Raw genomic sequence first — 26,319 nt, 5'->3', positions numbered from 1 at the left:
CAAGTGGGAGTTGCTACTTCAAAATACCACCTAGCCCCATTTCTAATGTTGATGCACCTTTTCCAGTAACCATATAGAAGCCACCGTACCTACAAAGTGAGCGCCAATAGCATTAAGATTAGCCACCACAATGAACACATCAAGGGCGCGAATTATTTTATTAGGGTCAGTAATTGCGACACCAGGGGGTTGGGATACAGCTTTGGCCACCAACACACTTACACTGATGCTAGCTCCCACAATAGTAATTAATATTCCCACTAAACTCACAATAATTCCCAGGCGGATGGCTCTGATTGTATCGGCCTTACTAGGATGTAGAGTAGGGTTAGGATTATCTAAGCGTCTACCTATGCGAGTGTAACGAAAATCCCAAAAGACGCTGAATAACAAAATTAAAATTCCACATACAGCCCAAAATATGCCAACCCCCAAGCCTGGATTTGGCTGTTCAGCAGCATCACGTCCAGTAGCAGCAAATAACAAAGTTATCCCAGAAACCAGTGCCAGTGCCAATTGTAGCCATAAAGTAATCCACCCTGTCAGGCGAATAGTATTGGCGATTTTATGCAGCTTATGCAGCGATGTGGCGAGCGATCGCTCTTCTGATTCTGGTTGCATACTTTATATTCATTTCTTTAACCCCATGATAAATAATATGTCTACACACCTGACATATACGCCCATCCCAGGACAGAAATCTCGCCAAATGGATAGTCATGAGTCATTGGCTAAAATCCTCCCTTGTTTCTAATCCCCAGCCTCAGTTATCAAACTCTGGGATGATGCTTCATTAGTCACTTAATTGACAAAATACTCCTAGAAAACATGATATTTAAGCCATAGGCAGCAAATCGCAAAGGATAAGGGGCATGATTAGATCTTGGATGGTGATTGGGGGTGTAGCTTTGTTGATTGCCTTGGCGGCTAACTTCATTACACCAAGCGATCGCCAATGGTTCAAGCACTTACAAAGACCCCGATGGTTAACCATTGAAGCAGCAATTCCCATTATCTGGACTGTAATTTTTATTTGCGGTGCTTGGTCAGCTTATATTATTTGGGAAAGTAACCCAGGAACCACTAGCACTTGGTTATTAATGGGCTTATATTTACTCTTAGAAATTGTCACTATTGCTTATACACCTGTCATGTTCCGGTTACGTAGTCTGCGAGTGGGTACGATTCTGGGCGGCACAGGTTTGATTATTTGTATGATCTTGATACTTGCAGTCTTACCTATTTCTGGTTGGGCTGCACTATTACTAGTTCCCTATTTACTGTGGAGTCCCATTGGTACTTATACCACCTGGCAAATGATGCGCCTCAATCCTCAAGATGTTTAATTAAACCTCATCCATCCTTTTTTGTCATGGCGACGCCAGGAAGCAATCTCATAATCTTGACTACAAACTACAGTTTTCAAAGTAGACACTGTGCGATCGCTGATTTTGAAGGACTTGCAAGAAAGCGATAAATCGCTCACTACGAACAAAAAATCTGGATTCCTGTAGCCCCAAAATTTTCTTCTGGGGCATTTTAGTATAACTGACCACTCAGCACGGATTAATTATCTGGTAAATTAGCAAACGCTTGCTCAACCAACTCCTTAGTCTTCTCTTCCAAGCGTTGCCAATCTACTTCCCCAGCCTCGTCAATTAAACTAGTATCAATATTGGCAGTTGCACTGTCGGGAGTGTAATTTAGAAAACACACTTGATAACATAGCTCCCACAAATCTATACTTGTGTCTTGCTGTTGACGTTGCAAACGCAGATGATATCCTGGATGGGGCATTGGCAAATCGGCAAGAGTTTCTCTGATTTCATCTACTTGTTCCGATGTTGCAGTTTCCATTTCTTGTAACAGGTGAGTCACCAAAGCTTTCATTTCATCAGTAGTGCTAGCTGGCCAAATTAGTACATCGTGATAAGTTCCCTTCCAAGAAGATGCATCAAGATGTTTGCGAATATTATCGACGACACGAATAAAAGCAGGTTGCATGAGGAGTTCAGCCTGCTGCCATGTAACAGGATTAGTTATTTTAGGTGGCATTTGTAGTAAACAAGGACACTAAAAGACAAATAAACAAGTCTGTGTTTATTAAAAAGCTGATTTTTTAGTTTAAATCTTTATCTCAAGATAGCGGATTTCATACAAAAAAAATTGGAGATATTTATTACCAGCAGGAAAATTAGGTAATAACTCTGAGGGGAAAATATGATAGGCAAGCTACTAGACCATCGTTACCAAGTTATCCGAGTCCTGGCCCAAGGGGGATTTGGTCAAACCTATATTGCCCAAGATACCAGGCGACCCGGCAACCCTATCTGTGTTGTCAAGCACCTCAAGCCTGCAACTTCCGACCCCAGAGTTTTTACAACCGCCCAGCGTTTATTTAACAGCGAAGCGGAAACCTTAGAAAATTTAGGCAATCATGACCAGATACCCCGCCTACTGGCTTACTTTGATGAAAACCAGGAATTTTATTTAGTCCAAGAATTTATTCCTGGACAGACCTTAGCTGAGGAACTCATCCCCGGTCAGCGTTGGAGTGAAAGCCAAGTTATTCAACTGTTGCAAGAAGTTCTGAAACTGCTCGAATTTGTCCATGGCCAAGGCGTGATTCACCGCGATATTAAACCAGATAATATTATTCGTCGTGCTGCTGATCAAAAATTAGTTTTAGTAGACTTTGGGGCAGTTAAGCAATTGCGATCGCAATTGGTAACCGTGGGCGGACAACCAACTGCTACAGTCGTTATCGGTACTCCTGGCTATATGCCAACAGAACAAGGACAAGGTAAACCGCGTCCTAATAGTGATATATATTCCCTGGGGATTATTGCCATTCAAGCGCTGACAGGACTAACAGCAGGAGAATTACAAGAAGACCCTAATACTGGAGAAATTCTCTGGCAGCATTTAACAAACGTAAATTACCGGTTGGCCGCTGTCTTAAACAAAATGGTGCGTTATCACTTCAAAGACCGCTACCAAAATGCTACAGAAGCGCTGCAAGCTTGTACAAGCATCATGAATCCGGTGTTTACACCTGCCATACCTCCAGCATTTCCCCAAAATCAACGCTACCAGCCTACTAAATCGTTATCTCAAGTATCCCCACACAAAACCGTTGCCGTAGCGCCAGCAAATCCTGTGGCGGCTAAACCCATTCACCAAGAAACTAGCAAATCCGATCCGTGGCCGTTTTTAATTGGTTTATTTTTGGCAGGTGGGGCGGCTGCTTTGGCAGCAAATGTGTATCCTAATATGAGAAATTTAGCTGCTAATTTTACAGGTAATCGTCCAGCAACAAATAGTTGTGTAGCTGTAATTACAGGTAATTCTAATATTCGTTCTGAACCTAGTTCTATTAATTCTGACAATGTTTTGCAGTCCGTTGGCAGTAACACCAACTTAGAGGTGACTGGTAATCGTACAAAACGTGGTTGGATAGAAGTAAAACTTAATTCTGGCCGTTTGGCTTGGGCGCACCAGGATGTGATTGCCAATAATGAACAATGGGTGGCTTGCCTCCGAGACAAAGGTTTGGCTATTAACACAGTAGATGATACTTCCTTAATTACAGCTAGACCAATTCCTCAACCCAAACCAAAACCTAGCAATGTAGCAACTCCATCTCCTACGCCCATAGACATATCAAATGAATCACAACCTAGTGATAACAGTGATAAAGTTGTGGCACAAGCAAAACAGAAGTATGAATCAGGCGATATCCGGGGGGCGATCGCTTTGCTACGGTCTATTCCCGGCAATGCTTCTTCTAGTATTAGAGAGACAGGCGCCATTATTGCCCAGTGGCAGCAAGATTGGGCGAAAGCAGACGCAATATTTAATGAGATCAATAAAGCTATAGAAGATGGTCAATGGGATAAAGTTTTAGATTATAAAAACCATCCCGAAAAATTACCCGATACTCAATATTGGCGCAACAAAATACAACCATTATTTCAACAAGCAGCCGAAAATTTGGCAAAGCAGGCATTTCCTCCAGCAGAAAATTCCAATAATCAACATCAGTCCCAAAAGGAAGCTGCCAATTCTGAAAACCCACCTGCTACTAATAATCCTAGTGCCAATGATGAAGCACAGGAATAAGATTCTACAACAAAACAGATCCCCAACTTTTTGCACCAATGAGGGATCTGAGCATCAATTTACAAAAATAATCAATAATTCGTAATTAAACAGCCAGTAAAAACTTTCACTAATCGTAATTACGAATTACCTCTTAATGCATCTCGTCGTATTCTGGGGCTTCAACTCGTCTAGCTTCAACTCGAGCCGAAGGTAAAAATTCAGCGCGACGCACAGGAGCTAAAGGCGGTGTTGCACCCTGGTAAGGATGAATTACTTGTACTGTCCGAGTAGGACGCTGCCGTGGCGAAAATAAAGCCAATACACCAGCAACTACGACACCACCACCAATGGTAAGTGTTGCCCCTCCTACTGCCCAAACGATGGGTGAAGACCACCACGGGTCTTGTGGCTTTAAGACTTCTGATGCAACTTTTTGGCTATTTTGTTGAGCCATTTGCAGTTGCTGGTTATTGTAATTTTGGAATTGGAACTGGAGTTGTCTATTTGTCTCCCGCAGCTGTTCGTTGTCACTTTTTAAACGCTCCAACTGCATGTTCATCCGTTCCATTTCCACACGCTGCTCTGGATTGGGAGCCGCAGGTTGGGGATTGAAATTAGGATTGTAGTATGGATTGTAAGGCGACGGATACATGGGGGGCTGCTGCATCATGGGCGGCGCTAAATTAGCCGGCATCTGGGGAGAAGGTATAGCGAAATTACTTTGCATGGGAGTGTTTGCACCCCTGAGCATTACAAGAGCCGCCAGCCCAGCTACGGCAACTCCGCCGATAAATGCCATACTCTCACTCATCGCCTTTGCCTCTCAATTGCGACGTAACTACTATCATTTGCGACTGACTCACTCTCACACTCATCATTATTTCGCCTACTCAACGTCACATAACACTCAACTATAAGCGACCGTATTAGCTAGTTTTTTTTACAGCCTACTATCTGCTGTTAATATTCAAAACTATATCCGCTAAATTGTCCACTCAACAAGGGTAAAAAAACGACGCTGTTATCTTTTTTAATCTACTTTCTCTTTCTGTGCAAGATTGAGTAGTTTTGCTAGCACTAGGTTGTTTTAATAGCAGCCTTGAGGCTTTGACAAAATTCGGTGATCGCCTTTAGTCCTTGTTCTGGTGTCCCCTCTGCTAAACGTTTAACAAAGGCACTGCCGACAATGGCGGCATCTGCGCCCCATTCTTTGACTTGCTTCGCTTGTGCTGCTTCGGAAATACCAAATCCTACGCCAATGGGTTTATCAGTAACATTACGAATACTTGTTAATAAATCTGATACACGAGATTCTATTTGCGATCGCATCCCTGTGACGCCCGTGACACTGACCAAATAAATAAAACCTTGGGACGCTCGCGCGATGGCTTCTATGCGTTCGGCTGAACTAGTAGGAGCCACCAATAAAGTTAAATCAATGCCAATTTTACTGGCTGGTTCCAGCAAACCCGCAGCTTCCTCTAGAGGTAAATCGGGTACTACTAACCCTGATACCCCAGCACCAGCAATGTCTTGGAGAAACTTATCAATGCCACGGTGCAAAATGGGGTTGTAATAAGTAAACAGGATAATAGGCGATCGCAAACTCGGTGTAGTCGCTTGCAGCATTTCCAGCACTGCTTCTAATTTCGTTCCCCGTTGCAAGGCGCGGGTAGCAGCAGCTTGAATCACTGGCCCATCAGCTAACGGATCAGAATAAGGCACACCGAGTTCGATAATATCGGCTCCATTGCGATCCAAAATCTGCAACGCTGCGGCTGTTGTCTCTAAATCGGGGTCACCAGCAGTAATAAACGGAATCAAAGCACATTCTTGATTTCGTCCCAAGGTTTGAAAGCAGTCAGAAATGGCGGTCATGAGTCGAGTGTTATGAGTCACAAATTGGCATGGTCAGTGGCCAGTTCACAAACAATACACAACTGACCAATGATCACTTTACACCTGAGTCTGCTCATCTTGTTCTATTTCCGCCTGAAGTTTCGCTAATTCTTCGGGAGATAGTTCATCCAGTCTTTTTTGCAGAAAAGCTTTTTCGTACTCTTCGCGTTGTTCGTGGTAGGTCATTTTATTTCCCACCGCACGGAATACATAGGTGAATAACCAGCCAATCAAAGCACTGACTAGCAAGACTTGGCTCCAAATACCAGCTTGTTGACCATCTAAACCCACTAGCTGTAATCCGACATATGCCAAGCCACCAGCAATAAAAACACCCAAGCCAATTCCAATAGCATCAATGCGTCGCATGAGAGTTATGACCTACCAATCTCGTTAAACTTCAATTTGTCTGGGCCGGGGTCGAAGATTGACGAATGGCGATAAAACCAACAACCCTGGCAAGAATAAAAACACCATAAAATACATCACAGTCCGCTCAATGGAGCTAGCTACATACCAGCGCTGCTTGAGATACAGCATGATAGCAACCGGGATTGCCAACAGGTAAGCTCCAGCTAAAACCAGATACAGCAGGGCGACAATCATAAATTCTTTCTCTAAGTGGACAAGAGCATTGAGTGCATCTATATTTCCATCATAGGCTGAACCCCCAACCTGAGGAAAGTCTCGCTGTTGTGCTTTTGAGATGAATTTGCTGAAATTGCTTGCATCTGCCGATATAGATGCTACAATGGCAAAGCCAGTAACCAAGAACTGTTTTTGTCAAAAAAAATTGAAAAAGCTCATCCAGATAAATATAGAAGCAACAACAAACACTTCCTTCTGACTCTGGAAAAAAAACTTTCAATTTAGTTGCACAAAAGACACAATTGATGATGGAATAGATGAGGAGGTATTTGCTACCTCTAAAGAATAAAAAGCTCCTCATAAACGAGGGGGTGTGGCGGAATGGTAGACGCTACGGACTTAGACAACTGAGCCTTGATCGAGAAATCTTTCAAGTGTAAGCTCTCAAACTCAGGGAAACCTAAATCTGTTAACAGATATGGCAATCCTGAGCCAAGCCCAAAAATTTTCAGTTTTAGATGTGAGATTGTCCATCAATCCCAGACCCAGAACTAAAAATTAAGGGAAGGTGCAGAGACTCGACGGGAGCTACCCTAACGTTAAGCCGAGGGTAAAGGGAGAGTCCAATTCTCAAAGCCGGAGGTTATTAAAACCTGGCAGTAGTGAAAGCTGCAAGAGAATGAAAATCCGTTGACTGTAAAAAGTCGTGAGGGTTCAAGTCCCTCCACCCCCACTCAAAAATGAAATCTTCCATTGGCCTGCCTTGTGACTTTACCCATAACTTTGCCGCAACGGCAAGCTTATGCTTACAACTACCTATTCCCTAATGATGTCTGTTGGAGTGTCTGGGGTGAAGGTTAAACCGCGATAGACTTTTTCAGCGGGGAAATTGAGGTTAATGCTTTTGAGTTCGATTGTGTCGCCTACTTTGTAGTTAATAATCAACCAGTCACCTGCTTCGTTTTTATGATACAGGTCGATTTCGATGCTAGTGGAACTGACTAGTAAATAATCGATTAAGACTGGGTTTTGGCGGTACATGCGGAATTTGCCGCCTCTGTCGTAGGCTTCGGTGGTAGCAGAGAGGACTTCGACTATGAGGCAGGGGTATGTGATGTATTGGGTGGTGGTTTTGTCCCGATCATCGCAGGTGACACTGGCATCTGGGTAGGTATAGTTATTACTGCCAAAGATATTGACTTTGACATCAGAATTTCCGGTGATGCAACCTGTATTTTCTAAGTGGCTGTCGAACATAGCGGTGAAGCGGATGGCGATACGACCGTGATTGATGCTACCGCCGCTCATGGCGTAAACTTTGCCGTGGATGTATTCGTGTTTTTCCAGTTGGGTGGCTTCCCAGGCAAAGTACTCGTCTGGGGTGAGGTGGGGGGCGTTGTCTTTGGCTGCGATCATTGTGGGGAAACTCCTGGATTGGATGACTCGCACACTTTACATATATACAAATATCTGATGCAATTTATGTTACACAAATAGATTTATCCGTAATGCCCTACTCTTCGTCTAACAATGCTTGTTCATCGAGGAAGGTTTGTAGCCGAATCTCATAGTCTTCATAATACCATTGGTGACATCTCAGTAATTATTCGTAATTTTTCCCCATAAATTTAATATTTAATGAGAGTTCTCCGTAAATTTATCAAATTATCTCTAAACATTACTGAATCTTTGAATACATAGATTGATCCTATGGGCTAGCAAGGGTAAGCTGATACCAATAGGACAGAAAATTTATTTGTCTTGAGAACTAACATGACCGCTACCAGTTTACCGAATATTCAAAAACACGAAGATGTTATTAATTCCAATTCTCCCCAGTTAAATTTACAAATTAAACAAGAGGAGGCAATTTATAATTATTTAGTAGAAATTGTCAATATATGGTCACCTCATGATGTTTTACGGGAATTTAAACGGTTATTTATAGACTGTCTAGATATAAATATTGGAGATAACTTATCAGCAATCAATATAATTAATTATCTCAGTAATGAGTATATATTTCGTAATACGATTAAACGCAGCTGCTACATTTTAGTAAATAATTGGGCATCTAAAAGAAAACACAAATACATTCAAGAATTGATTAACTTGTTTACCAAATATTCTCCTAAACAAGAATCAAATAATCATGAAAACTTAGATATCTACAAAAACTGGTTAAAAAGATTTATCTCCAGTAAAGACTATGAAGAACTCAAGCTATTTGCTAATAAATATGAAGCAAAAAGCCAAGAACACTGGACTACGCGTTATACAGCTTATTTATTAGTTGCTCAGTCTTTTGATATTAATAATTCCCTGGAGCAACAAGAGGCGGCGAGAATACTTTCTTTGCAGATGAAAGAAAGATTCAAATTTGAATTAGCAATGTATATTGCTCGTTCTCAGTCTATTGCTTCAAGTAAAAATCGCTATAAAAATCCCAGTATATTGGGAGATAATGTTTTGCGCTTAATCAAAATGATTATCGTAAAAAAAGGAGTATTTAGTTATGAAAACATTGCTCATATATTTATTAAGCAAACTCAAAATCAAACCTTAAAAGATTTTAAAGATAATATAATAAAATATTTATTTTTTTCTGTAAGAAACCAGGAATTAGTAGCAGTTTTGCATCAGGAATTGACAAATAACTTATCTTCTTGGAAGGTTGAACACGACGAAGAGATTATCCACAAGCACTTATTGCTGAGAATTTGTAATCGATTTATTGATTCTTTAACTATTAACAATAACCAGGAACCTGCACCATTATTTATTTTGTTACTTTCTCAGGGTCATGCTCTTACATTAGTAATTATACTGTTAAAGATTATTCTAATTTGCAAAAATGCCCGTAGTCATTTAGAAGTGCGAATTGCAAATTTAATTAGTTACTACCAAGATTATTCAGCCGACGAATGTAAGTGGTTAATTAACTTTATAGAAATTTTTAATATAACTTTTGCCATTTATGCAGAAAATGTGGACTATAACTTGATTAAAATGCCAAAAAATCAACAAGTTTGTCACACTCAGTCTAATTTGGATGCTTACCGTGTATTTTCTCAATTGAGAGAAGATATATAGAAATGGAATGAAAATTTAAGACCTAGCCAAGCGTTCATCGAGCCAAGCCAACCCTGCGCCAGCGGTTTCAGCGATGATACTAATGAGTCGATATAAAGCGATCGCACTAATAATCACAGCAGATGGAAAGCGGTGCTGCAACAAGGCGATCGCAGTGACTTCAAATACACCCAATCCACCAGGCGCACCAGGAACAATAAATCCTAGTAACCATGCAAAGCTAAACGCCCCTAGCAGTAAAGGTATTTGATTGATATTTAAGGAAGTTAAGGCTAATACAGTTAAAATAAATCCAGTGCTACGCAAGACTAAAAAACCTAGTTCACCTAATAATGGTTTGAGAGGATAACGCTTAAGTTTGAAAGCAACAATAGGTGGACTGTTATTTACAGACTTTTTCGCCTTTAATTTGGATACCAAACGAATTACTGGGTTCAAAAACCAGGGATGAACTGCACACAGTACCACAGCTAAACTGAAAAATTGTAATGCTTGTATGCCTAAAGTTGTATGAGTAACAGCAAATTGGCTACCACATAAAATAATGATAATTAAAGCAGCAGCCGCCAGTAATAATGGTTCTAGCAACACACTTAAAGTAGCCGCACCAGCAGAAACTTGAGCATTTTTTGCCGCGACGATTCGCCCATAATGATGCCAGACATTACCTGGTAAATATTTGGCAATATTCGTTTTGAGGTAAACTTGAACAAACTGTGAAGTCGGCACAGGTTGATTTAATTCCTGGAGAATCTGAGTCCAGATCCAACCTCCCCAAGTATGTGCCAGTAAAGTGACACCTATGGCCATCGCTAAAATTGACCATCCTACTGCATCAATTTGGATAGATGTCACTTCAGACCAGTGATTGTTCAAGGCTTTCACTAAAAAAAATAGTGTCCCGCCCAAAATTAACCAGCGTAAAATTTGCTTTATCATTTTGGTAATTTAACAGATCAAGCAGCCACCTATGCTTCTTGTGGTAGGGATTAAGTAATATTAACTATATTCTGAACAGAGATGCTGATGCGATCGCGTTCGCTAAGTGTGTGTCTTGCACTCAGCGCGACCTAGGAATCGCAGACGTTCTTACTCCAAGTTTCAAAGGGTTTTAAATCTCAGCTTTCTCACTATGCCTCCTCTGTTTGATACACATGAGTAAGTTGTCTAATTAGATCTCTCGGCTGAATATAATTACCACTCAAGAATGACGCTTTTACTGTTAGCAAGCAGTTATTCTATAGTCAATAACGAATAAACAGCACTGGATTGGGTGTTTTGCCGCAGTGGCCCATTATCAGACATCGAAGTAGAGCGACGGCAGATGTTTGAACAGTGCATATAAACGGCAATAACGGTGTGGAGTTTTTGTCGCTTCTTCCACTTTGTTACTACCAGAGGAAGGCGAAACCCTTCATCAGAGCGGTCTGAGGTAGTAAACGTCTATTGTCTTAATTTAATTAAATTTGTGAAATTACCTTAATTGTCTTAGATAATTCATTTATCAACTAAAGCAATTAAGGTATATTTATTGCTAATTTTATCTGGTCAAAGGCGTTTGGGTGTCGAAATATTCTCGCCAACGACTAATAAGACCATCTTGGAAATCTACCACAATTACATCATCAGCTTTATTACGATGACCTGTTGCTTTTTCAGTGTCTTCATAGTACCACTCCACTGCTGCTTGGTCGCCTTGAATAATCAGGCGGTGGATCTCTATTTTGACATCTGAATACTGTTGTGGAAAATGACTAAGTTCTTCCCGGATTTTTTCTTTTCCCTGCCAATGTTGACCAGGTAGAATGAGTTCGCCATCATCTGTAAACAACTGAGCGATCGCATCAATATCTTGAGTAACCCAGGCATCTCTAGCTTGTTCAATCAATATGCGAATATCTTGTGGATTCATAAATTGTTGGGCAAATGCAGGTGTATTAAAAGTAACAGTAAGATAAATGAACCCTAATAATAGCCCTCTACATATACTTACCATTTTGAGTTTTCAAATATTCCAGCAAAATAAAACTATATTTCATTGCTATTCAATACATACCATCATATCCAGTTTAAATAGCAGCTTTACGGGTTATTTGATAATGTTGTAATTGGTAAGCTTAGGGATTTATTACTATGTATCATTATAATCACAACTTATCTATTTGAGGTGATTTTGCTACCCAGGAATTTAGGTTAATTAACCTAAATAGTTTGCTAAACATATATTAAAACGGCATCTTGAATATCTTACTAAGGGCTGAAATTAATAATATAAGACATTTAACAATGTATACATTATTGAATAAGAATAAAAAATCAATATATCTTCATTGCTGCCACCAAAATACTTAGCAAAAATATATCTCTCTAGAGTTAGATAAAATTCCTCGTTCAGTAGCTAAAAGAATGTGACCTACGCTAGAGGCGAAATATTTTATTTATTCCTAATCTTAATAAGGGTTATTAAATATTTGTCTTGTAAATTCAAATAAACATATTAAGCAAACAAATAACCTATTTTCCCGTAATAAGGAGGACTTGATGAACAGTGTGATGGCTTTTTGGAAAAAGCTCAAACTACGCCAAATATTAACTATTTTTATAGCTGGTCTATTATTGATAGTTACCACGGCTTGTAGTGGTGCAAATCCTCAAGGTGCAAATCCCAATAATCCTGCTGTACAAGCTGGTGGCGCCAACAATCCTTATAAGAACGGTGGAGATAACTATACCAAATATCACATGACCACCGACCCAAAAGTAATTGATGCCGAAGGTGAGAAAGGAAATAATCGAGCTAGTTTACAGTCCGATTTCCCAGTATTGATAGCAGCACATAAAGACTCCGGAATACTTTACCCTGGTGCCGAGACACCAGCAGGTAGATTGCAAAAAGAAAGAGAATTGCCAATCATTACTGAAAAAGACTTTCAAAAACCTGAAGCTGGTGGTTTGATTCAACGAGAACCCAGTGTAGGAACTCGTATTCAAGAACGCATTGAAACTGTTCAAGATTCAGTGCAAGAAGCTTCCGACTTTTTGACAGACAAAGCAGAGGAAGCAAGTAACAGACCAGAATTACAAAAAAATCCAGCAGTGCGTAGATAGAACTGTGGTTTTGTTCTCTGGTTTGATCTCACGTTTAACTTAGTAACAAGCATTCAAGGAGTAACACTATGAACAGAGTCATGAATTGGCTAAAAAGTATCCGTCCTGTAAAAATGTTAACTGTCTTTTTGGCAGCAACATTTTTATTTATGGCACAGGCTTGTAATCGTCCGGGAATCGCACAACAGCCACCGCAGCCCAGCGCCCAACCACCTAATGTTGAACGGTACGACGCTACCAAAAATTATGAACTCAACCAGCCTCAGGGAGGAATGAACAATTTTAGCGATGTAGATCCTCGAGCTAAAGCCGCTGAAAAAGCAGCAAATGATCGAGCTGACGCACTAGCGAGAAATGCCCGGAGAAATGTGGAACTAAAAGGTGTTGATAGTACCGATGAATATATCCGTAATTTTCAAGAAGGTACACCCTTAGATAAACGAGTCAAGCGCCTAGGAGATAATATCGGCAGTTCTGCTGAAGAATTAGGTGAAGGTGTGACTAAAGGTACTCAACGCGGAGTAGAAAATATCAAACAAAATACTCAACGCGGAGTAGAAAATATCCAACAAAATACTGGACGTGCGGCTACAGACTTGAGCAAGAACGTTAAACGCAGTGCTGAAGACACTACAACTACTCTCCAACGCAAAGCCCAGGATACAGCTGACGCAGCGAAAAGAACTTTAGATTTAGATTAATCTCTCAGTTGTTATTTCAGGTTAATTTAGCTGAATTAAATAACCCCGTTTTCTTTATGAAGCCGGGGTTTTCATTAATAATTTAGTAAGTCGGCGAGAAAAAATCAAACTATGTTAAGCAATGTAAAATCATTAAAATTCATTTCGTAGTCAGCGCTGCTGCTTTCAGCAGATCGCCTGACTCATACCATTATTCTGGTAGGGGGCATTAAATCTGTAGCATTTACCCCATATAGCTTAGAGCTTTTCTTAGTGCCATTCGTATATAATCAAAGATACTAATCATTTAATTAAGTAGTGGTAGCAGGTCAATTTTACTTTCTACCACTTTTTTGTACCCAAATCATATTCCGGACAAGTCTTAAGATTGAAGATTTGGCTCAGATTTTTCTTTTTTCAGAGGGACAGAATAGGGTTATTCATCCGTCGGCGTTTTGGTATTGATGTTCTTACCTTTCAGTCTCAACCTATTTAATTCACATTAGGCGTTTTTTTTGATTAAAGTGATAGAAGAACGATAAAATAGCAGAGGCTAATAGACCTAATATAGGTGTTGGTTCGGGAATATTTTGAGCTTGTTTTCCACCATTTATATAAAATTGAGTTTTATCCCACACAGCAGTACCAACTTTTCGTCCTATTGCCCTTCCATATATATCCCCGTCTTCAAAGTGAATACCACCGTAGCGCCGAGAGATTCCTGCTTCATCCGCAGCATTAGAGAAAGTATCCCAACAAAGTTGTACCTCAACTGCTGGTGTATTACTTTCAAAGGTAGAGCTATTTGCCAATTGTGTATGACATCCACCAAAATCATCACTACCTGTGAATCGCTTGAGAATCTCTGCACTAGCAGCACTATAGGCACTATGTCCTGATACGTATTCAGCAAAAGGAGGTGTAACAAAGCTAATTTTCTGATATGGGAGCCAAGTTGAGCCATCTATCCACTTTGAACCTTGATCGGGACCACCCCATGTAAATATTTCTTGAATACCTGTTTCTGGATTAGTGCGGACATAAGGATTATCGTCTGGCAGAAGATCGTTGCTGGCTAAATATCGGATGGCTGTGATGGGACGGACATAATCGTAATATTCCTTGGCATACCAAACAGCCACACCAGCATCAAAAACGGCGTTGCTCAAACCAAAAAACAGTTTGACATTATCATCAAGGCTTAACCCATCTCTGACTGAGATAAATTCGCCAAAGAGGTTCCAGTGACCGGGAGGCAGTACAGTGTGGGGTCCGTCTGCCCAGTATTCTGCAATTACTTTTTGTTCGTCGGTAAGTTCGGCACTGTATTCAATAATTTTCAAGGCTTGGTCTATGTATTTTTGAGTACCAAATTGAGCGGGTGAAGGTGGTAAAAACTGTTCGCCGGATTTCAAAGCAAAAGGGGTGACATTGCCCCAATGAGGCGTAAGAAATTTCTGAACGTTTTGGCCGTTGTCTACACTCAATGGCTGCCAATGATTTGGATCGATAATCTTATCCCAGGTATTGACAGGCTTATATCCACTGGTGTCAGCGTAATTATTTAATTGGTTGGAGCCATCAATATGTCGAAAATCTAATAATTTCTGAGCAACAAAGTTACCAATTCCTGCTGCTGTATTTATGTCAGTGGATGTAACGCTGTAATCGTAACCCTGTTTGTTCATTAGGTTATTAAACAAAGGTTTTTGAGTGGGAAACAAATCCACCAACGTGTTATAAGCTGCGTAGTTGATTGCTTGTTGTTTATTTTCTACAGTAATCAGATCGGGTAAGACTTGCAGAGTGTCACCTAATTGAGTGCCGATTGCCACTGGATCGTAAGCTGCCCAGGCATCAAAAATACTGGTATGCACCATACCTAAAGCACGGGAAGCGGGGGTGGGACCAAGGTTCGTGTTGCTGATTGCTTGGAGAGTAATCTGGTTCCAAAGAAGAACCGGATCATCTTCTTCTGGTGATAAAGAAAAGTCTATTGCTAATGTTCGTATTGGGCTAAATGTCCATATACTAACTAATCCACATAATACAAAGATTAATTTTTTATGGAACAAAAGTGGCATTTTCATCATCATAACTTTAGGAAATTTTTAGTTCTTATACAATTTTCACGAAAAAAGGCACCATATCTGATAGATAAAAGCGATCAATAAAAAATAGGGTATTGATTTTAGAAATTTTTTTACAAAATTCCTAAAAAAATCATTGATACTAATTTTTAGCAAATAACTTAAAATTAACACCCAATGCAGATTATCCCTGTTCTGTCACTTTCGGAAAATAATAATCGCAGCGAAACATTGGAACTCTTATCTGATCAAGCTTTGAGCCTTTGTTTTCTAATAGAAACTAAAATTTCTAGTCAAAACCTGAAAAGTAAAGCGCTGAAAGGTTTTCAGCGATTGGCCTTCCCTAAAGTGACAGAAGAGGGTTATCTTGTGTTTCAACAGATAAGTAATTTGTTGCCAAAATTGCTGGAATGGGAATTAGTTAAACATTTTTTGTCAAAACTGAATTTAAATGTAACATCGTCATTTGTTGTATATCAATCATTGCCAAAAATTCTTGGCACTCAGGTGCTTTGATAAACTTATCAGCTGCTTGTTGTGCTGTATTTAAATCTTGCCAATGCACTATATCTACCCATTGACTTTCATTCTCAGTTAAGCTAAGTTCTCTGGATATAAAGCCATCTAGTTTTTGCAAAAAGACCATAGTTTGATCAGCAGCTGCCATCAAATCTGCTTTATTAATACCAGGGTTGGTTTGAAAAATTACAAGTTCTATAACATTAGAGTTCATCGACAATCTCCTATTTTTTCTTCTTTTTACTTAATGTTCGAGTGGCATGTTTGACTATCCAATTCGTTGCTTGAGTGGGTGATTCTTTTTGCCAACGGTCACAGACATTTATTACCCAATCAGGACGAGTTTTACTAGCATCATTTAACCAATTAGCTACAGAACGCTGTACATAATTGCTGGCATCTGAACGTACTTCTTCTAAGATTATTAGACCAGGTTCAGGATGTTCTTTTAAGGCTAGGATATGTTTGCACCAGACACCACAAGGACGGGTAGCTTCTACCGCACAGCGTCGGATGTTGAGATCTGGATCTTTCACCCAAGGAAGTAATAAATTCAAGCTGTATTCTAAATCCTCTACCAGATAAGAACGTAGTGATTCCCAAGCACATTCTCTAACAGACATATTGCCATCACCTGCAAATCTGCGGGTTGCTTGTAACCTTTCTGGTAAGGATAGAAATTTATCTGCTGCAACTGTAAAGCAAGCCCAATCTCTAACCATATCAGACGGGTGGTTAGCCAAAAATTCAAAAACTGATAAACGGTTGTCACACTCTTTTAAAACATGAAATAGAGCCTCTCCAATTCCTTGCAAACGTTTAATGATACCTACATTTTGAATCATGGCAGATGTTATATGCAGTCTATGAACATCAGCCAAATCCAACTCCATCAAAATATTCTTTAGTAAGACTGACATATCAATGGCAAGCCATTCTACAAGATTCACCGTCTCAATCTTGCCTTGATTAAGCGATTGCAAAACTTCATCAGGAATCTCTGAACGTTTTCTAGCACCTTTTCTCAGTTGCAGTTTTTCTGCCTGAATTTGGTTCATACATTAACCACTATCAGCGTTGAATGGTTTTTGATGGTTGCAGTTTGCGTCGCGCTAGCGTTCCTATTCCAAAAACACCTAACCCCAATAATCCTAATCCAGAAGCAGGTTCTGGAATGCTTTGAGAGGAAAATAATCCTTCAATTCGACTGACATTACCAACCACAATATCGGTAAACAGAAGATTTGACCCTTCGATAACAATTCCTGATGGATTACCAATTCCACTCACAAGAGTAGTCACTTCTCCAGACTGACTCACACGTAAGATACGACCTTTTCCAGGATCATCAAACCCGTTAGCAAAGTCCGTAATAATAAAATTTTTCCCATCAAAATCAATGTCTAGCGGTTGTCCTAAAGCAGTTGCAATCTCTGTGATTTCACCAGTTGCAGATACCTGCAACAATCGACCAAAAGTAAAATCAGTTATGTAAAAATTATTATCTTTGACAAAAATTTCAGTCGGTCCACCAACTCCTGTTGTCGCAATATTAGAGACAGTACCGTCCACACCTATCCGCAACAAACTACCATTACCTAACCCGAAGTTACCTACAACAAAATCGTTATCTTGCACCGCTACACCTACAGGATCATCCAAATTTGTAGCGATTGTATTAATACTTCCACCTCGCGTAATTCGCATCAAGGAAGCATCTGGATTGTTGACAACAATGTATTCAGAACCAAGTGTAATTACCCCAGCCGGACTACCTGGCGTTAAAGTAGCTATAGTTTCCACATTACCCGATTCATCAATTTTTAGTAATTCACCATTAACAGTGATAACTAAATTTTTATCATCTAGAGCAATACCGTAAGGCTGAAGTAATCCAGTTGCAATTGTCTGAATATTCCTAAAAGGTTGTGATTGGCTGCTCTCGTTAATATTTTGAGCTAAAACTTGATTTGAGGTTACTATCCCAATTGAAAATACAGCAATTGAGGCCACTAAATTGAGCTTAAACATTATCATTTTCCTTTCGTCACAAACATGTCAGATGTTTTTTAAACCATTTAGATACATTTAAGGTTTGATACCAACTACTAAATGTTTTTCTCCTGAAGAGCGAATTACCTTACAATTACAGAAACCAACTTCTTGCAACCAAGATATATACTCTGATCCTGAATAATGCTGTCCCCTGGTTTCTAATAACATAGCCAAGTTCATCATTGCTGTTTCTATTGGTCCATTTTTGTCCTCATTAAAAAGCTTTTCTAAAATCATGATAGTCCCTCCATTTGGTAGAGAATCATAAATTTTATTTAATAAATAAGTCCCATCTTGGCGACTCCAATCAGAAAGTATATAACCAAGGACATACAAATCACTTATAGGCAAATCATCTTTAAAAAAGTCACCTGCTACAAAATTAAGTCGTTTATATAACTGATATTGTGATCGTTTTCTTTCTAAATATGACTGAACGCTAGGCAAGTCAAACACAATAGCATGAAGCGTTAAGCATTGTTCCAGTGCTGCGATCGCAAATGAACCACTTCCCCCACCAACATCTACCAAACAACTATGCTTATTGAAAGAATATTTTTTCACTAATTCTTGAGCAGCAGGATAACCTAAACCCCACATACTTGACAGAAAATTATCAACAACTTCTGGATATTTATATAAATCAGTAAAAGGTGAATAATTCCCTTCTTGCCCAAAAAACTGTTGCCATTGAGGTTGATTTTCCTGCACAGCATTTTTCAGAAATCTAAAACTCTGAGTAGAGATTTCTCTAAAATGCGTGAATGCACCTCCACAGTAGTTTGGCGAGGTTTTTGCTAAAAAGGGTTTTATATGCTCAGAAACTTGATATTTGTCTACTTGTTTTTTAACTATTCCTATAGCTACAGATGCCAATAATAATCTTTCTAAAGAGAATGCTTGAACACCAGTATTTTTAGCAATTTCTTCAGAGGTATACCAATTATCTTGAGCCAATAAATCAAATATACCTAACTCATCGCCAACAAAAAGAACATGACTGGACATAAAGCCATACATAGCTTGCTGAATTTCTGACGGAATCATAATTTTTTCAAAATAAATTACACTAATTAAATTAATTTATAACGACTCAAAATTGAAAATTGAACTATGCAGCTTTCCCCAGCCTGAATAATTTACTAATTACAGCCTCAATCAAAGAATCTACATGGTCAAAATTGGTACTAAAGTTATTAATAGAAACTCGCAAATAAGTCTTTCCTCTCCAATCCAACAATGTAGGATAATGGCTACCTGTTTCTGTAATAGCTTTTTGAATAAGTTTATTGATTTCATTCAGTGGTAAATTGCCAGGATAATTTTTAATTCGGAAGCAACATACAGGTAAAGTTGGTACTTGTAATAATTCCAAGCAATCAAAACGCAGCACGCTATCAGCTAAATGTAATGCTACCTGCAAAGCATTTTTTAATAGTTGCCTATAACCATCACTGCCAAGATGTTTGAATGCCATCCACAGTCCTAGGGATCTCCACTGTCTAGTTCCTGACAGTCCCATCTGAAATAAATCTAATTCTGCAAGTTCTTGCCAATAATGGCTACCATCTTGAAAACTTTCAACTAACTCTGAGCCTTGTTTAGTTAACAAACAACCCATACCAAAAGGGACAAATAGCCACTTACATGGGTCTATAGTCACAGAATTAGCTAAGTTAATACCTTGAAAATATTTACTAGTCTCAGGCAAATTCGCAAAAACACCACCAGCTGCGGCATCAACATGAAACCACATATCATAATCTTTTGCTATTCTTGCTAAGGCATCTAAAGAATCAACTGCACCTGTAGCACTAGTGCCTGCCGTACCAATTAAACAAAAAGGTTTATATCCGTGCTTAATATCTTTTTGAATCTGAACTTGCAAAGCTTCTAAAGCAATGCGTCCTGTTTCATCAACTGGAATCAGCCGTAAACAATTTCTTCCAAAACCAAGAAAATCTAACGCTTTCCCTATAGAAAAGTGACCTTCTACTGATAAATAAACTATAGGTTTATGTTTAATTCCGAAGATACCTTCATCTTGCCATTTTCTACCTAAAATTACATCACGAGCTAGCTTTAGTGCCGTGGCATTAGCCATTGCACCGCCACTTGTAAATATGCCATTGGGTACTTTTTCCAAATTACTTTCATAACCAATAAATTGACCAAGCCAAGATAATGTTTCTGCTTCAATAGCAGTCGCTGCTGGGCCAGCACGCCACGCACCGGGGGTTTGATTTAATCCTGATGCAAGTAAGTCACCAATTATACTCACAGGCAAAGGCTTAGGCGAAATGTAGCCATAATATTGTGGATGGCTGACGTTACAGTATCCACTAAAAATCATTTGAATTGCTTCTTCTAGAACCTGCGAAACTTCACATCCTTGTTGTGGCAAATTTTCGGGATGTAGTGATCTATGGTTTAATTGAGTATTAGTTGTTAAAACTTTGTACTGTTCGGGATTGGTATAAGCTTGTTGTAATACTTCTAAAGCTTTCTGCCCATCAACAAGAAAATTTGTCTCAAATTTTTCTGATTTATTCATGCAAAAATAATCTCCTAAATTTTTAAGCAACTTGTGCAAAATCTGTAATTTCTAGCTGAATACTTTCTTGAATTAATTTGTGCTTTTGCAAAACTTCATCTCTAGAAGCCCCACCGACTAAATAATAAGCAAAATGGGGTTGGGCTGATTCTGGCAGAGAATATACTCTATCTCCTACAACATTCAAAACTTGGACATCCAAAAGTTCTGTAATTTGAGCAAAAATTTCTAATCCGCTTACCCGTCTAAGATAACCACTTTTAGGAATAATAATGCCACCGTATAATACTGCTTTGGTATTAGGAATAACCTTATTTAAATTATTGCCAAGTAAAACATTTAGCAGTTCTAGATATGGATTAATCCCTGTCATATACTCTACGGCTGCTACTGTGTAGGCTCCTCCAGGACGTAGACCAGCTTCTAAAACTTTTGGCCCGTCTTGTGTAAAGCGAATTTCCACATGCGCTGCTGTTGTTTGGTCACAACTTAAGGCCATGACTGCATCTACAGCTATTTGGCTAACTTGTTGTAATTGCGCTGGTGTAAGTGAAGTTGGAGAGATAGACATACTCTCAGCAAAGTATGGCCCTGTAGCCGGAGCTTTTTCAAATACACCAAATATTTGATAACTCTCATTTGCAACTATGCAATCAACTCCTACTTCAGCACCTGGACAATATTGTTGAGCAATGACTTTAATTTCTGAAGCTCCATAAGCTAGACGATTTCTGTCTATTTGCCTATCCAAATCAACGGGTCTGTGCAACATCTCTAAAAGATGTTCAACTGCATTGAAATATTCATTGCGACTATTAACTTTGATGACTCCTTGACTATTCATTGAGTCGGCTAGTTTAATAATTGCAGGATAACCAATGTGGGCTTCAATGTCTTGCCAGCCCTGGCGCGGATCGTAAATTGGTACTGTTATAGGTACGGGGATGTTATTTTGAAACCAGCAGGTGTAAGCAAAATATTTATTTCTGCTGGCTTGAGCTGCACTAATTTTTGCACCTCGTAATCCTATATGTGCGGCTAATTTTGCTGTTATAGCCGTTGCGCCTTCATAAATTGGTAGTAAAGCGTCGAAGGGCTTTTCTTGGTGATATGCTAAAACTTTAGCGATCGCAGTATCCTGATCGTGTAATGGTACTGCAATAGCTGCCTCTATATCATTTAAAGATAATCCCGATATATCAGGGACAAATAATACTATTTTGCAGCCAACTTTTTTTAAGGTATTAATTAAATACTTACTGGGATAAGCATGAATAATCCCAACTCGTTTGTCGGTTGCTTGCATAAATCCCTCTATCTTATAGAAATTGATATTTTCAATAAAGAGATGATTGATAGCAGTGACAAATTACCATTGACAACCTATCAATTATCCCCAGCATTAGTTAAAAACTGCCTGTGCGAACTCCAGGTCTATCAGTCACAAATCCTAGTGCAGTCATAGCAAGTTCGCGTTGATGAGACTCAAAAGTATCAAGCATCATATTAGTAGTCCATAACTTGCCAATTTCACTTAATTTCCAAGAATTTGTATCTTCATAAATTAACCCATTATTTAGCCAGAACTCCCAAACGTTTTTCGGGATAGAGCTAATTGCATCGGCTTTGGACTTAGAGACTTCAAAAAACTTGATTAGGAAAGCTGCACCACGATTTTCTAGTGTTTCTAAACGCTTTGAACATTTCTCAAACGGCAATTTACCAGCTTCTACTGCTTGCAAATATTGTTCGGTATTGCCGAAATTCATGTATGAATAACCATCTATATAACCTCGTGCTGAAGCACCCAAACCAATAGTCTCTGCTGAATACTCACCACTACCGCCACCCCAAAGTAATCTAAAATATTCACAAACTTTGGGTTTTTTAGCAAAAATTTGATCGGCAACATCATAATACCCCATTTCTTTCATGCGCCAACGCAATTGTTGAGCTAGGGCAAAGTGCATTTCTTGACTCGGCTTTTGGGGTAGTTCTCCCGATGCCATAGCTGCTTTAAACTTCTTCGGAAAAGCAAAATAGTGAAGATTATAGTAATCAATACTATCAAAATCATGCTCTTGCAAACGTGCTAAATCATATTCTAAAGCAGTAATATTTTGACCCGGCAGGTCATACATCATATCGACATTAATGTCTTCAAAGTTTCGCTCACGAGCATGTCTTATACAATTATCTACATCTTGCAATGTTGCAGCAATGTTAAATAATTCTCTAATTTTTTCATCATAAGTTTGCAGCCCAAAACTAATTCTTTTAACATTGTATTCTTTCAATAAATCCAATTTTGCGGGATCGGATAAAGTTTTAGGCTCACCTTCAAAAGAAATTTCTGCGTTTGGTGCAATATTAAAACAACTTAATATTTGCTCAAAAATTCGCTTCAAGTTTTGTACAGAAAAAATTGATGGAGAACCGCCACCAAAGTAGATAGCTTTAAACGATTTGTCTTGAACATAAGCAAGACGCGATACTAAGCTCATTTCTTTACATAGTGCTTCTGTATATCGATTATAAATTTCATCTCCTTTGTCAACTCTGACGTGGAATGGACAAAATCGACACATATCATGGCAATAGGGTATGTGAATATACAGCAGATTTTCTTTGGAAGCTGTTTGTGGCTGTTTCCATAGGGAGACGAAATCTTGATATAAATTTAACTCGTTTATTTTCTCCTCCAACAATGGATAAAAGTAATAGGTCATGGGATAAAGAGTAGTGTACATTCAAGCCTCCAATAATTCCTGAATTGTGGTGACTGATTAACTATGAATAAACAGCAAGTTCTGCTAGTGCAGCAGGTATAGTATGATTTTGTTTTTCTAAAGCATTATTGAGAATTTTAGCTGCATTTTTATAAAAAATGGCAGACATAATTTCTTGGGAAATACCAGCCTGTTTGTATTTTTCTATTAATGCTGAATAGCTGCCAACTACTGGCCAGTCAGAGCCAAATACAAATTTATGTTGTAGCTTTTGTAGTTTAGGGAAGTTATGACTCAGAGCTAATGGATCTAACAAAGCTGTATCAATATAAACATTAGGAAAAGTCTGTGTCATAAAGCTGGCTTCTGCATACCAATATGGCTTACCGCCATGAGCTAAAATGAGGACTAATTCTGGATATTGTTCAGCTAGCGGTTGAAACTCAAGCGGGTTAATAAATTTCTGTTCTGTATCTTTTTGAGCAGTCAAACCTGTATGAAACAAAATTGGTAAGCCAAGCAATTCACACATTTTATAGACATATTGCATATCATCTATGAGTGCGTTGAATGCGTGATCAGCCGGATAAAATTTGAACCCTTTAACACCAAGTTTTATACTTTTCCAAAATTCTTTTTTTACATCATGATAATTAGGATTGATATTGCCAAAAGGAATGAAGATATCTTTATTTTTGGCAAATTTAGCAATCAATTCACTATCAATTGTATAGTTTGTACCTGGACCACATTCAGCTAATAAAATGGCTTTGTATACTCCGTTTCTTGCTAGGTAATTTTCTAATGCATCAGTTTGCGAAAATACTTCTAGAATGTTGACATCTGGTTCCATAGGTCTATATGTCAGCAATTCTTGAATGTCGGTACGTAAGAGGTGAAAGTCTCCGGCATGAACATGAAAATCAATGATATTCATAGCTGATTTCCTTACTATTGATTATTAACAGAAAAGATATTTAAACTAAACTAATTGTGGATTGAAGGAGTTTAATTGTTGTTTACAAAATTGCAGTAATGGCATAATATGTTCTTCCTCTAACCATTCACCGATTAAATCTTCAATGATGTGGTGTTCTTGCAATAACTGTGAGTTGCGGTAGTGTCTAATAATTGGATGCAGGAATTGGCTGAGTTCGGCTCGTTCTTTATCAGTACGAGCAATACGTTCTATGTTGAATGGATCGACAGCTTTTTCTGCACCATATTCTAAAGTTATCAAGAGATATTCATCGGCAGAATCCATCATTCTTTCTTGTACATAGTTTACTGGTAAATCTTGGTAATATCTTGCTGATTGTTCATTTTTGTTCAGTGCGATTGCATCACATAAAAACCCAGGTTGCTGCCACAATGCCGAAGAAATATTTATTCTCTGAATAATGTAATCTGTAAGGTTTTCTGGGCTAATATCTATTTCTTGATAAGGCAATTTTTCTTGATGGTACTTATGAGCTAAAATTTTGCTCAATGCATGAATATTATAACGGAAGCCATGAATAAAGCCAGACATATGCTTCTTATAATCACGCATTTGCATTAGCGTTCCAATAAAATACATATCTTTGACATTACTTGATTCCCATTCACTAGTTTGTTGAGGAAATCTTTCGTTAATCGCTAGCTTTGGTTGACAAGTTTCATCAAAGATAGAAGCATCAAATTTAAACCCAGTACAAACAATCACGCGATCATAAGTTAGTTGTTCAACTTCATTACAAGCATGAGAATACTTAACAGTTACAATGAACTTATCATTTTGGCGTTTGATATCCAAAATGGTGGCATCTAAAATGGCATTCTGAGATTTCAAATGGTAGGTATCTAAAATATTATTATTTACTGCTCGTAGATGTCCTACATAGTGTGTTTGCCATGCCATCTTTAAAGGATTAGGGCTAGCAACATGAATTTTAGCAGCAGTCTCAACTAAGTTATCAGCTGTTTCAAAGGCAGAGTTTCCTTTACCAAGAATTAAAACTTGCTGATTTTTAAAATCTTCTGGCTGAATAGAAACATCTACATAGTTCTCAGCATTTTCAATGCCTGGTATGGGGGGAGTGTAAGGCTTAAAAAGTCCTGTTGCAATAATGAGATAACGGCAAATGTAAATATTGCCTTCAGAATCAACTACCTGAAATATATTGTCTCTTTTCGAGACTTTTGTAACTTTTACACCGTATTTAATTTTAAGCTTAAAGGAAGTAGCAAAGTCTGCCAGATATTTAACTAAATCATCTGCGTATGGGAAATACCTTTCACTATAATTTTTCAGCAAAAGGCCTTGATTATGGCTTAAAAGAGAATTCCAATCCCACCTGAGATTAACTTCAGGATTAGTATAGCCAGTATAAACTTTATTGATAGATATTAACTTTCTGTGTCGAGGAAAACTTTCAAAAAAGCTGCTGGGCTTTTCATTAGCTTCTAAAATTAAATAACTAAGTTGCTGTTGTTCTAGATAGTAGCCCATTTGTAATCCAGCAGGACCAGAACCTATTACTATATATTCCAATAAGTTTTGTGTGTGGGAAAACTGCATGACTCCTCCAGAGTTTTTATTGCTACTCAATGAAACACCGAGCAAATCTAAAGCCCTTTGTTGTACTTTTGTTGGTTCAGTAATCTTATCAAAAATAAAATTAGCTGCTTCAACTTTCAATAGGATTCAAATCAAGTGAGTAAGGTGAAAGATATTGAACAGTTGCACCCTTTAATTGAATTAAATCTTCAATATAAATTGTATTTTTACGAATCATCAGAACAGCAATTAAGGGGAATAATAGCAGCATAAGTAAATTTACGATAGTAGTTAAGCAAAAAAATTTAAATTTTTTAATCTAATACCTATTGATCCTTACTCAGTCTTGGTTTCAGCATTT

The 26,319-nt window shown here is 38.5% G+C and carries 24 protein-coding genes; 5 read left to right on the top strand and 19 right to left on the bottom strand.

The annotated features are described in order from the left end of the window. Window positions 1-42: 42 nt before the first annotated feature. Window positions 43-621, bottom strand: coding sequence for a DUF3611 family protein (locus ACM0OT_RS01510; protein ID WP_414562099.1), 579 nt, complete (start codon window positions 619-621; stop codon window positions 43-45). Window positions 622-872: 251 nt separating this feature from the next. Here ACM0OT_RS01510 and ACM0OT_RS01505 point away from each other — a divergent pair, with 251 nt between their 5' ends. Further along, a complete protein-coding gene (locus ACM0OT_RS01505) occupies window positions 873-1,346 on the top strand; it encodes a TspO/MBR family protein (protein WP_414541741.1) in 474 nt (157 codons plus the stop codon). Window positions 1,347-1,566: 220 nt separating this feature from the next. Here the strand turns inward: ACM0OT_RS01505 and ACM0OT_RS01500 are convergent, their stop codons facing one another. Then, on the bottom strand, window positions 1,567-2,055 hold the full coding sequence (locus ACM0OT_RS01500; RefSeq protein ID WP_414562098.1) for a hypothetical protein: 489 nt from the start codon (window positions 2,053-2,055) through the stop codon (window positions 1,567-1,569). Between the two features lie 165 nt (window positions 2,056-2,220). Between ACM0OT_RS01500 and ACM0OT_RS01495 the strand changes: the two genes are divergently transcribed. Beyond that, the gene (locus ACM0OT_RS01495; protein WP_414562096.1) at window positions 2,221-4,122 is read left to right on the top strand and encodes a protein kinase domain-containing protein; all 1,902 of its coding nucleotides are present in this window, start codon (window positions 2,221-2,223) and stop codon (window positions 4,120-4,122) included. Between the two features lie 133 nt (window positions 4,123-4,255). Here the strand turns inward: ACM0OT_RS01495 and ACM0OT_RS01490 are convergent, their stop codons facing one another. The 5 genes from ACM0OT_RS01490 to ACM0OT_RS01470 form a co-directional block, all read right to left on the bottom strand. Next, window positions 4,256-4,915 carry a heterocyst differentiation related protein gene (locus ACM0OT_RS01490; RefSeq protein ID WP_414562094.1) on the bottom strand — a complete coding sequence of 220 codons (660 nt, stop codon included), beginning with the start codon at window positions 4,913-4,915 and terminating at the stop codon, window positions 4,256-4,258. Window positions 4,916-5,181: 266 nt separating this feature from the next. After that, window positions 5,182-5,982, bottom strand: coding sequence for a tryptophan synthase subunit alpha (gene trpA, locus ACM0OT_RS01485; RefSeq protein ID WP_414562092.1), 801 nt, complete (start codon window positions 5,980-5,982; stop codon window positions 5,182-5,184). Window positions 5,983-6,060: 78 nt separating this feature from the next. Then, window positions 6,061-6,372: a DUF3007 family protein gene (locus ACM0OT_RS01480; protein ID WP_414562091.1), complete on the bottom strand. Its 312-nt coding sequence runs from the start codon at window positions 6,370-6,372 to the stop codon at window positions 6,061-6,063. Between the two features lie 24 nt (window positions 6,373-6,396). Beyond that, window positions 6,397-6,609, bottom strand: coding sequence for an NAD(P)H-quinone oxidoreductase subunit L (gene ndhL, locus ACM0OT_RS01475; protein ID WP_414562244.1), 213 nt, complete (start codon window positions 6,607-6,609; stop codon window positions 6,397-6,399). A 798-nt stretch (window positions 6,610-7,407) separates the two neighbouring features. After that, window positions 7,408-8,007, bottom strand: a complete 600-nt coding sequence (locus ACM0OT_RS01470) for a Uma2 family endonuclease (RefSeq protein WP_414562089.1) — start codon at window positions 8,005-8,007, stop codon at window positions 7,408-7,410. Between the two features lie 357 nt (window positions 8,008-8,364). On the opposite strand from ACM0OT_RS01470, the gene ACM0OT_RS01465 reads away from it, so the two are divergent. Then, the gene (locus ACM0OT_RS01465) at window positions 8,365-9,684 is read left to right on the top strand and encodes a hypothetical protein (RefSeq protein WP_414562087.1); all 1,320 of its coding nucleotides are present in this window, start codon (window positions 8,365-8,367) and stop codon (window positions 9,682-9,684) included. Window positions 9,685-9,699: 15 nt separating this feature from the next. Here ACM0OT_RS01465 and ACM0OT_RS01460 read toward each other — a convergent pair whose 3' ends face one another. Together ACM0OT_RS01460 and ACM0OT_RS01455 are read right to left on the bottom strand one after the other, a co-directional pair. Further along, entirely contained in the window at window positions 9,700-10,623 is a 924-nt protein-coding gene (locus ACM0OT_RS01460; protein ID WP_414562085.1) for a lysylphosphatidylglycerol synthase domain-containing protein, read from the bottom strand. Between the two features lie 601 nt (window positions 10,624-11,224). After that, on the bottom strand, window positions 11,225-11,596 hold the full coding sequence (locus ACM0OT_RS01455; RefSeq protein WP_414562083.1) for a nuclear transport factor 2 family protein: 372 nt from the start codon (window positions 11,594-11,596) through the stop codon (window positions 11,225-11,227). Window positions 11,597-12,225: 629 nt separating this feature from the next. On the opposite strand from ACM0OT_RS01455, the gene ACM0OT_RS01450 reads away from it, so the two are divergent. Together ACM0OT_RS01450 and ACM0OT_RS01445 are read left to right on the top strand one after the other, a co-directional pair. Continuing rightward, window positions 12,226-12,792: a DUF6658 family protein gene (locus ACM0OT_RS01450; RefSeq protein ID WP_414562081.1), complete on the top strand. Its 567-nt coding sequence runs from the start codon at window positions 12,226-12,228 to the stop codon at window positions 12,790-12,792. A 68-nt stretch (window positions 12,793-12,860) separates the two neighbouring features. Further along, window positions 12,861-13,493, top strand: coding sequence for a hypothetical protein (locus tag ACM0OT_RS01445; RefSeq protein ID WP_414562079.1), 633 nt, complete (start codon window positions 12,861-12,863; stop codon window positions 13,491-13,493). A 476-nt stretch (window positions 13,494-13,969) separates the two neighbouring features. Here ACM0OT_RS01445 and ACM0OT_RS01440 read toward each other — a convergent pair whose 3' ends face one another. From ACM0OT_RS01440 to ACM0OT_RS01395, 10 genes are all read right to left on the bottom strand, one after another. Continuing rightward, window positions 13,970-15,556, bottom strand: a complete 1,587-nt coding sequence (locus tag ACM0OT_RS01440; protein ID WP_414562077.1) for a DUF6851 domain-containing protein — start codon at window positions 15,554-15,556, stop codon at window positions 13,970-13,972. 427 nt (window positions 15,557-15,983) lie between these two features. Next, on the bottom strand, window positions 15,984-16,295 hold the full coding sequence (locus ACM0OT_RS01435; protein ID WP_414562075.1) for a hypothetical protein: 312 nt from the start codon (window positions 16,293-16,295) through the stop codon (window positions 15,984-15,986). A 10-nt stretch (window positions 16,296-16,305) separates the two neighbouring features. Further along, window positions 16,306-17,139 carry a DNA alkylation repair protein gene (locus ACM0OT_RS01430; protein WP_414562073.1) on the bottom strand — a complete coding sequence of 278 codons (834 nt, stop codon included), beginning with the start codon at window positions 17,137-17,139 and terminating at the stop codon, window positions 16,306-16,308. Between the two features lie 13 nt (window positions 17,140-17,152). Further along, entirely contained in the window at window positions 17,153-18,112 is a 960-nt protein-coding gene (locus ACM0OT_RS01425) for a PEP-CTERM sorting domain-containing protein (RefSeq protein WP_414562072.1), read from the bottom strand. 57 nt (window positions 18,113-18,169) lie between these two features. After that, entirely contained in the window at window positions 18,170-19,183 is a 1,014-nt protein-coding gene (locus ACM0OT_RS01420) for a methyltransferase (protein WP_414562071.1), read from the bottom strand. 64 nt (window positions 19,184-19,247) lie between these two features. Further along, entirely contained in the window at window positions 19,248-20,690 is a 1,443-nt protein-coding gene (locus ACM0OT_RS01415; protein WP_414562069.1) for a pyridoxal phosphate-dependent decarboxylase family protein, read from the bottom strand. Between the two features lie 22 nt (window positions 20,691-20,712). Then, window positions 20,713-21,996 carry an ATP-grasp domain-containing protein gene (locus ACM0OT_RS01410; RefSeq protein WP_414562067.1) on the bottom strand — a complete coding sequence of 428 codons (1,284 nt, stop codon included), beginning with the start codon at window positions 21,994-21,996 and terminating at the stop codon, window positions 20,713-20,715. Between the two features lie 100 nt (window positions 21,997-22,096). Beyond that, the gene (locus tag ACM0OT_RS01405; protein WP_414562065.1) at window positions 22,097-23,440 is read right to left on the bottom strand and encodes a coproporphyrinogen-III oxidase family protein; all 1,344 of its coding nucleotides are present in this window, start codon (window positions 23,438-23,440) and stop codon (window positions 22,097-22,099) included. Window positions 23,441-23,480: 40 nt separating this feature from the next. After that, on the bottom strand, window positions 23,481-24,356 hold the full coding sequence (locus ACM0OT_RS01400; RefSeq protein WP_414562064.1) for an amidohydrolase family protein: 876 nt from the start codon (window positions 24,354-24,356) through the stop codon (window positions 23,481-23,483). A 45-nt stretch (window positions 24,357-24,401) separates the two neighbouring features. Beyond that, window positions 24,402-26,099, bottom strand: a complete 1,698-nt coding sequence (locus ACM0OT_RS01395) for an NAD(P)-binding domain-containing protein (RefSeq protein WP_414562062.1) — start codon at window positions 26,097-26,099, stop codon at window positions 24,402-24,404. Window positions 26,100-26,319 lie beyond the last annotated feature (220 nt).

The sequence above is a fragment of the Anabaena sp. CCY 9613 genome, assembly GCF_963920895.1.
Classification (GTDB): Bacteria; Cyanobacteriota; Cyanobacteriia; order Cyanobacteriales; family Nostocaceae; genus Cyanocohniella.
Note: the sequence above shows the minus strand (reverse complement) of the source record. Positions and strands in the feature narration are given on the sequence as shown.

Coding starts and splice junctions, on each gene's coding strand:
- ACM0OT_RS01510 (WP_414562099.1), bottom strand. CDS start 621: ATGCAACCAGAATCAGAAGAGCGATCGCTCGCCACATCGCTGCATAAG.
- ACM0OT_RS01505 (WP_414541741.1), top strand. CDS start 873: ATGATTAGATCTTGGATGGTGATTGGGGGTGTAGCTTTGTTGATTGCC.
- ACM0OT_RS01500 (WP_414562098.1), bottom strand. CDS start 2,055: ATGCCACCTAAAATAACTAATCCTGTTACATGGCAGCAGGCTGAACTC.
- ACM0OT_RS01495 (WP_414562096.1), top strand. CDS start 2,221: ATGATAGGCAAGCTACTAGACCATCGTTACCAAGTTATCCGAGTCCTG.
- ACM0OT_RS01490 (WP_414562094.1), bottom strand. CDS start 4,915: ATGAGTGAGAGTATGGCATTTATCGGCGGAGTTGCCGTAGCTGGGCTG.
- trpA (WP_414562092.1), bottom strand. CDS start 5,982: ATGACCGCCATTTCTGACTGCTTTCAAACCTTGGGACGAAATCAAGAA.
- ACM0OT_RS01480 (WP_414562091.1), bottom strand. CDS start 6,372: ATGCGACGCATTGATGCTATTGGAATTGGCTTGGGTGTTTTTATTGCT.
- ndhL (WP_414562244.1), bottom strand. CDS start 6,609: ATGATTGTCGCCCTGCTGTATCTGGTTTTAGCTGGAGCTTACCTGTTG.
- ACM0OT_RS01470 (WP_414562089.1), bottom strand. CDS start 8,007: ATGATCGCAGCCAAAGACAACGCCCCCCACCTCACCCCAGACGAGTAC.
- ACM0OT_RS01465 (WP_414562087.1), top strand. CDS start 8,365: ATGACCGCTACCAGTTTACCGAATATTCAAAAACACGAAGATGTTATT.
- ACM0OT_RS01460 (WP_414562085.1), bottom strand. CDS start 10,623: ATGATAAAGCAAATTTTACGCTGGTTAATTTTGGGCGGGACACTATTT.
- ACM0OT_RS01455 (WP_414562083.1), bottom strand. CDS start 11,596: ATGAATCCACAAGATATTCGCATATTGATTGAACAAGCTAGAGATGCC.
- ACM0OT_RS01450 (WP_414562081.1), top strand. CDS start 12,226: ATGAACAGTGTGATGGCTTTTTGGAAAAAGCTCAAACTACGCCAAATA.
- ACM0OT_RS01445 (WP_414562079.1), top strand. CDS start 12,861: ATGAACAGAGTCATGAATTGGCTAAAAAGTATCCGTCCTGTAAAAATG.
- ACM0OT_RS01440 (WP_414562077.1), bottom strand. CDS start 15,556: ATGCCACTTTTGTTCCATAAAAAATTAATCTTTGTATTATGTGGATTA.
- ACM0OT_RS01435 (WP_414562075.1), bottom strand. CDS start 16,295: ATGAACTCTAATGTTATAGAACTTGTAATTTTTCAAACCAACCCTGGT.
- ACM0OT_RS01430 (WP_414562073.1), bottom strand. CDS start 17,139: ATGAACCAAATTCAGGCAGAAAAACTGCAACTGAGAAAAGGTGCTAGA.
- ACM0OT_RS01425 (WP_414562072.1), bottom strand. CDS start 18,112: ATGTTTAAGCTCAATTTAGTGGCCTCAATTGCTGTATTTTCAATTGGG.
- ACM0OT_RS01420 (WP_414562071.1), bottom strand. CDS start 19,183: ATGATTCCGTCAGAAATTCAGCAAGCTATGTATGGCTTTATGTCCAGT.
- ACM0OT_RS01415 (WP_414562069.1), bottom strand. CDS start 20,690: ATGAATAAATCAGAAAAATTTGAGACAAATTTTCTTGTTGATGGGCAG.
- ACM0OT_RS01410 (WP_414562067.1), bottom strand. CDS start 21,996: ATGCAAGCAACCGACAAACGAGTTGGGATTATTCATGCTTATCCCAGT.
- ACM0OT_RS01405 (WP_414562065.1), bottom strand. CDS start 23,440: ATGTACACTACTCTTTATCCCATGACCTATTACTTTTATCCATTGTTG.
- ACM0OT_RS01400 (WP_414562064.1), bottom strand. CDS start 24,356: ATGAATATCATTGATTTTCATGTTCATGCCGGAGACTTTCACCTCTTA.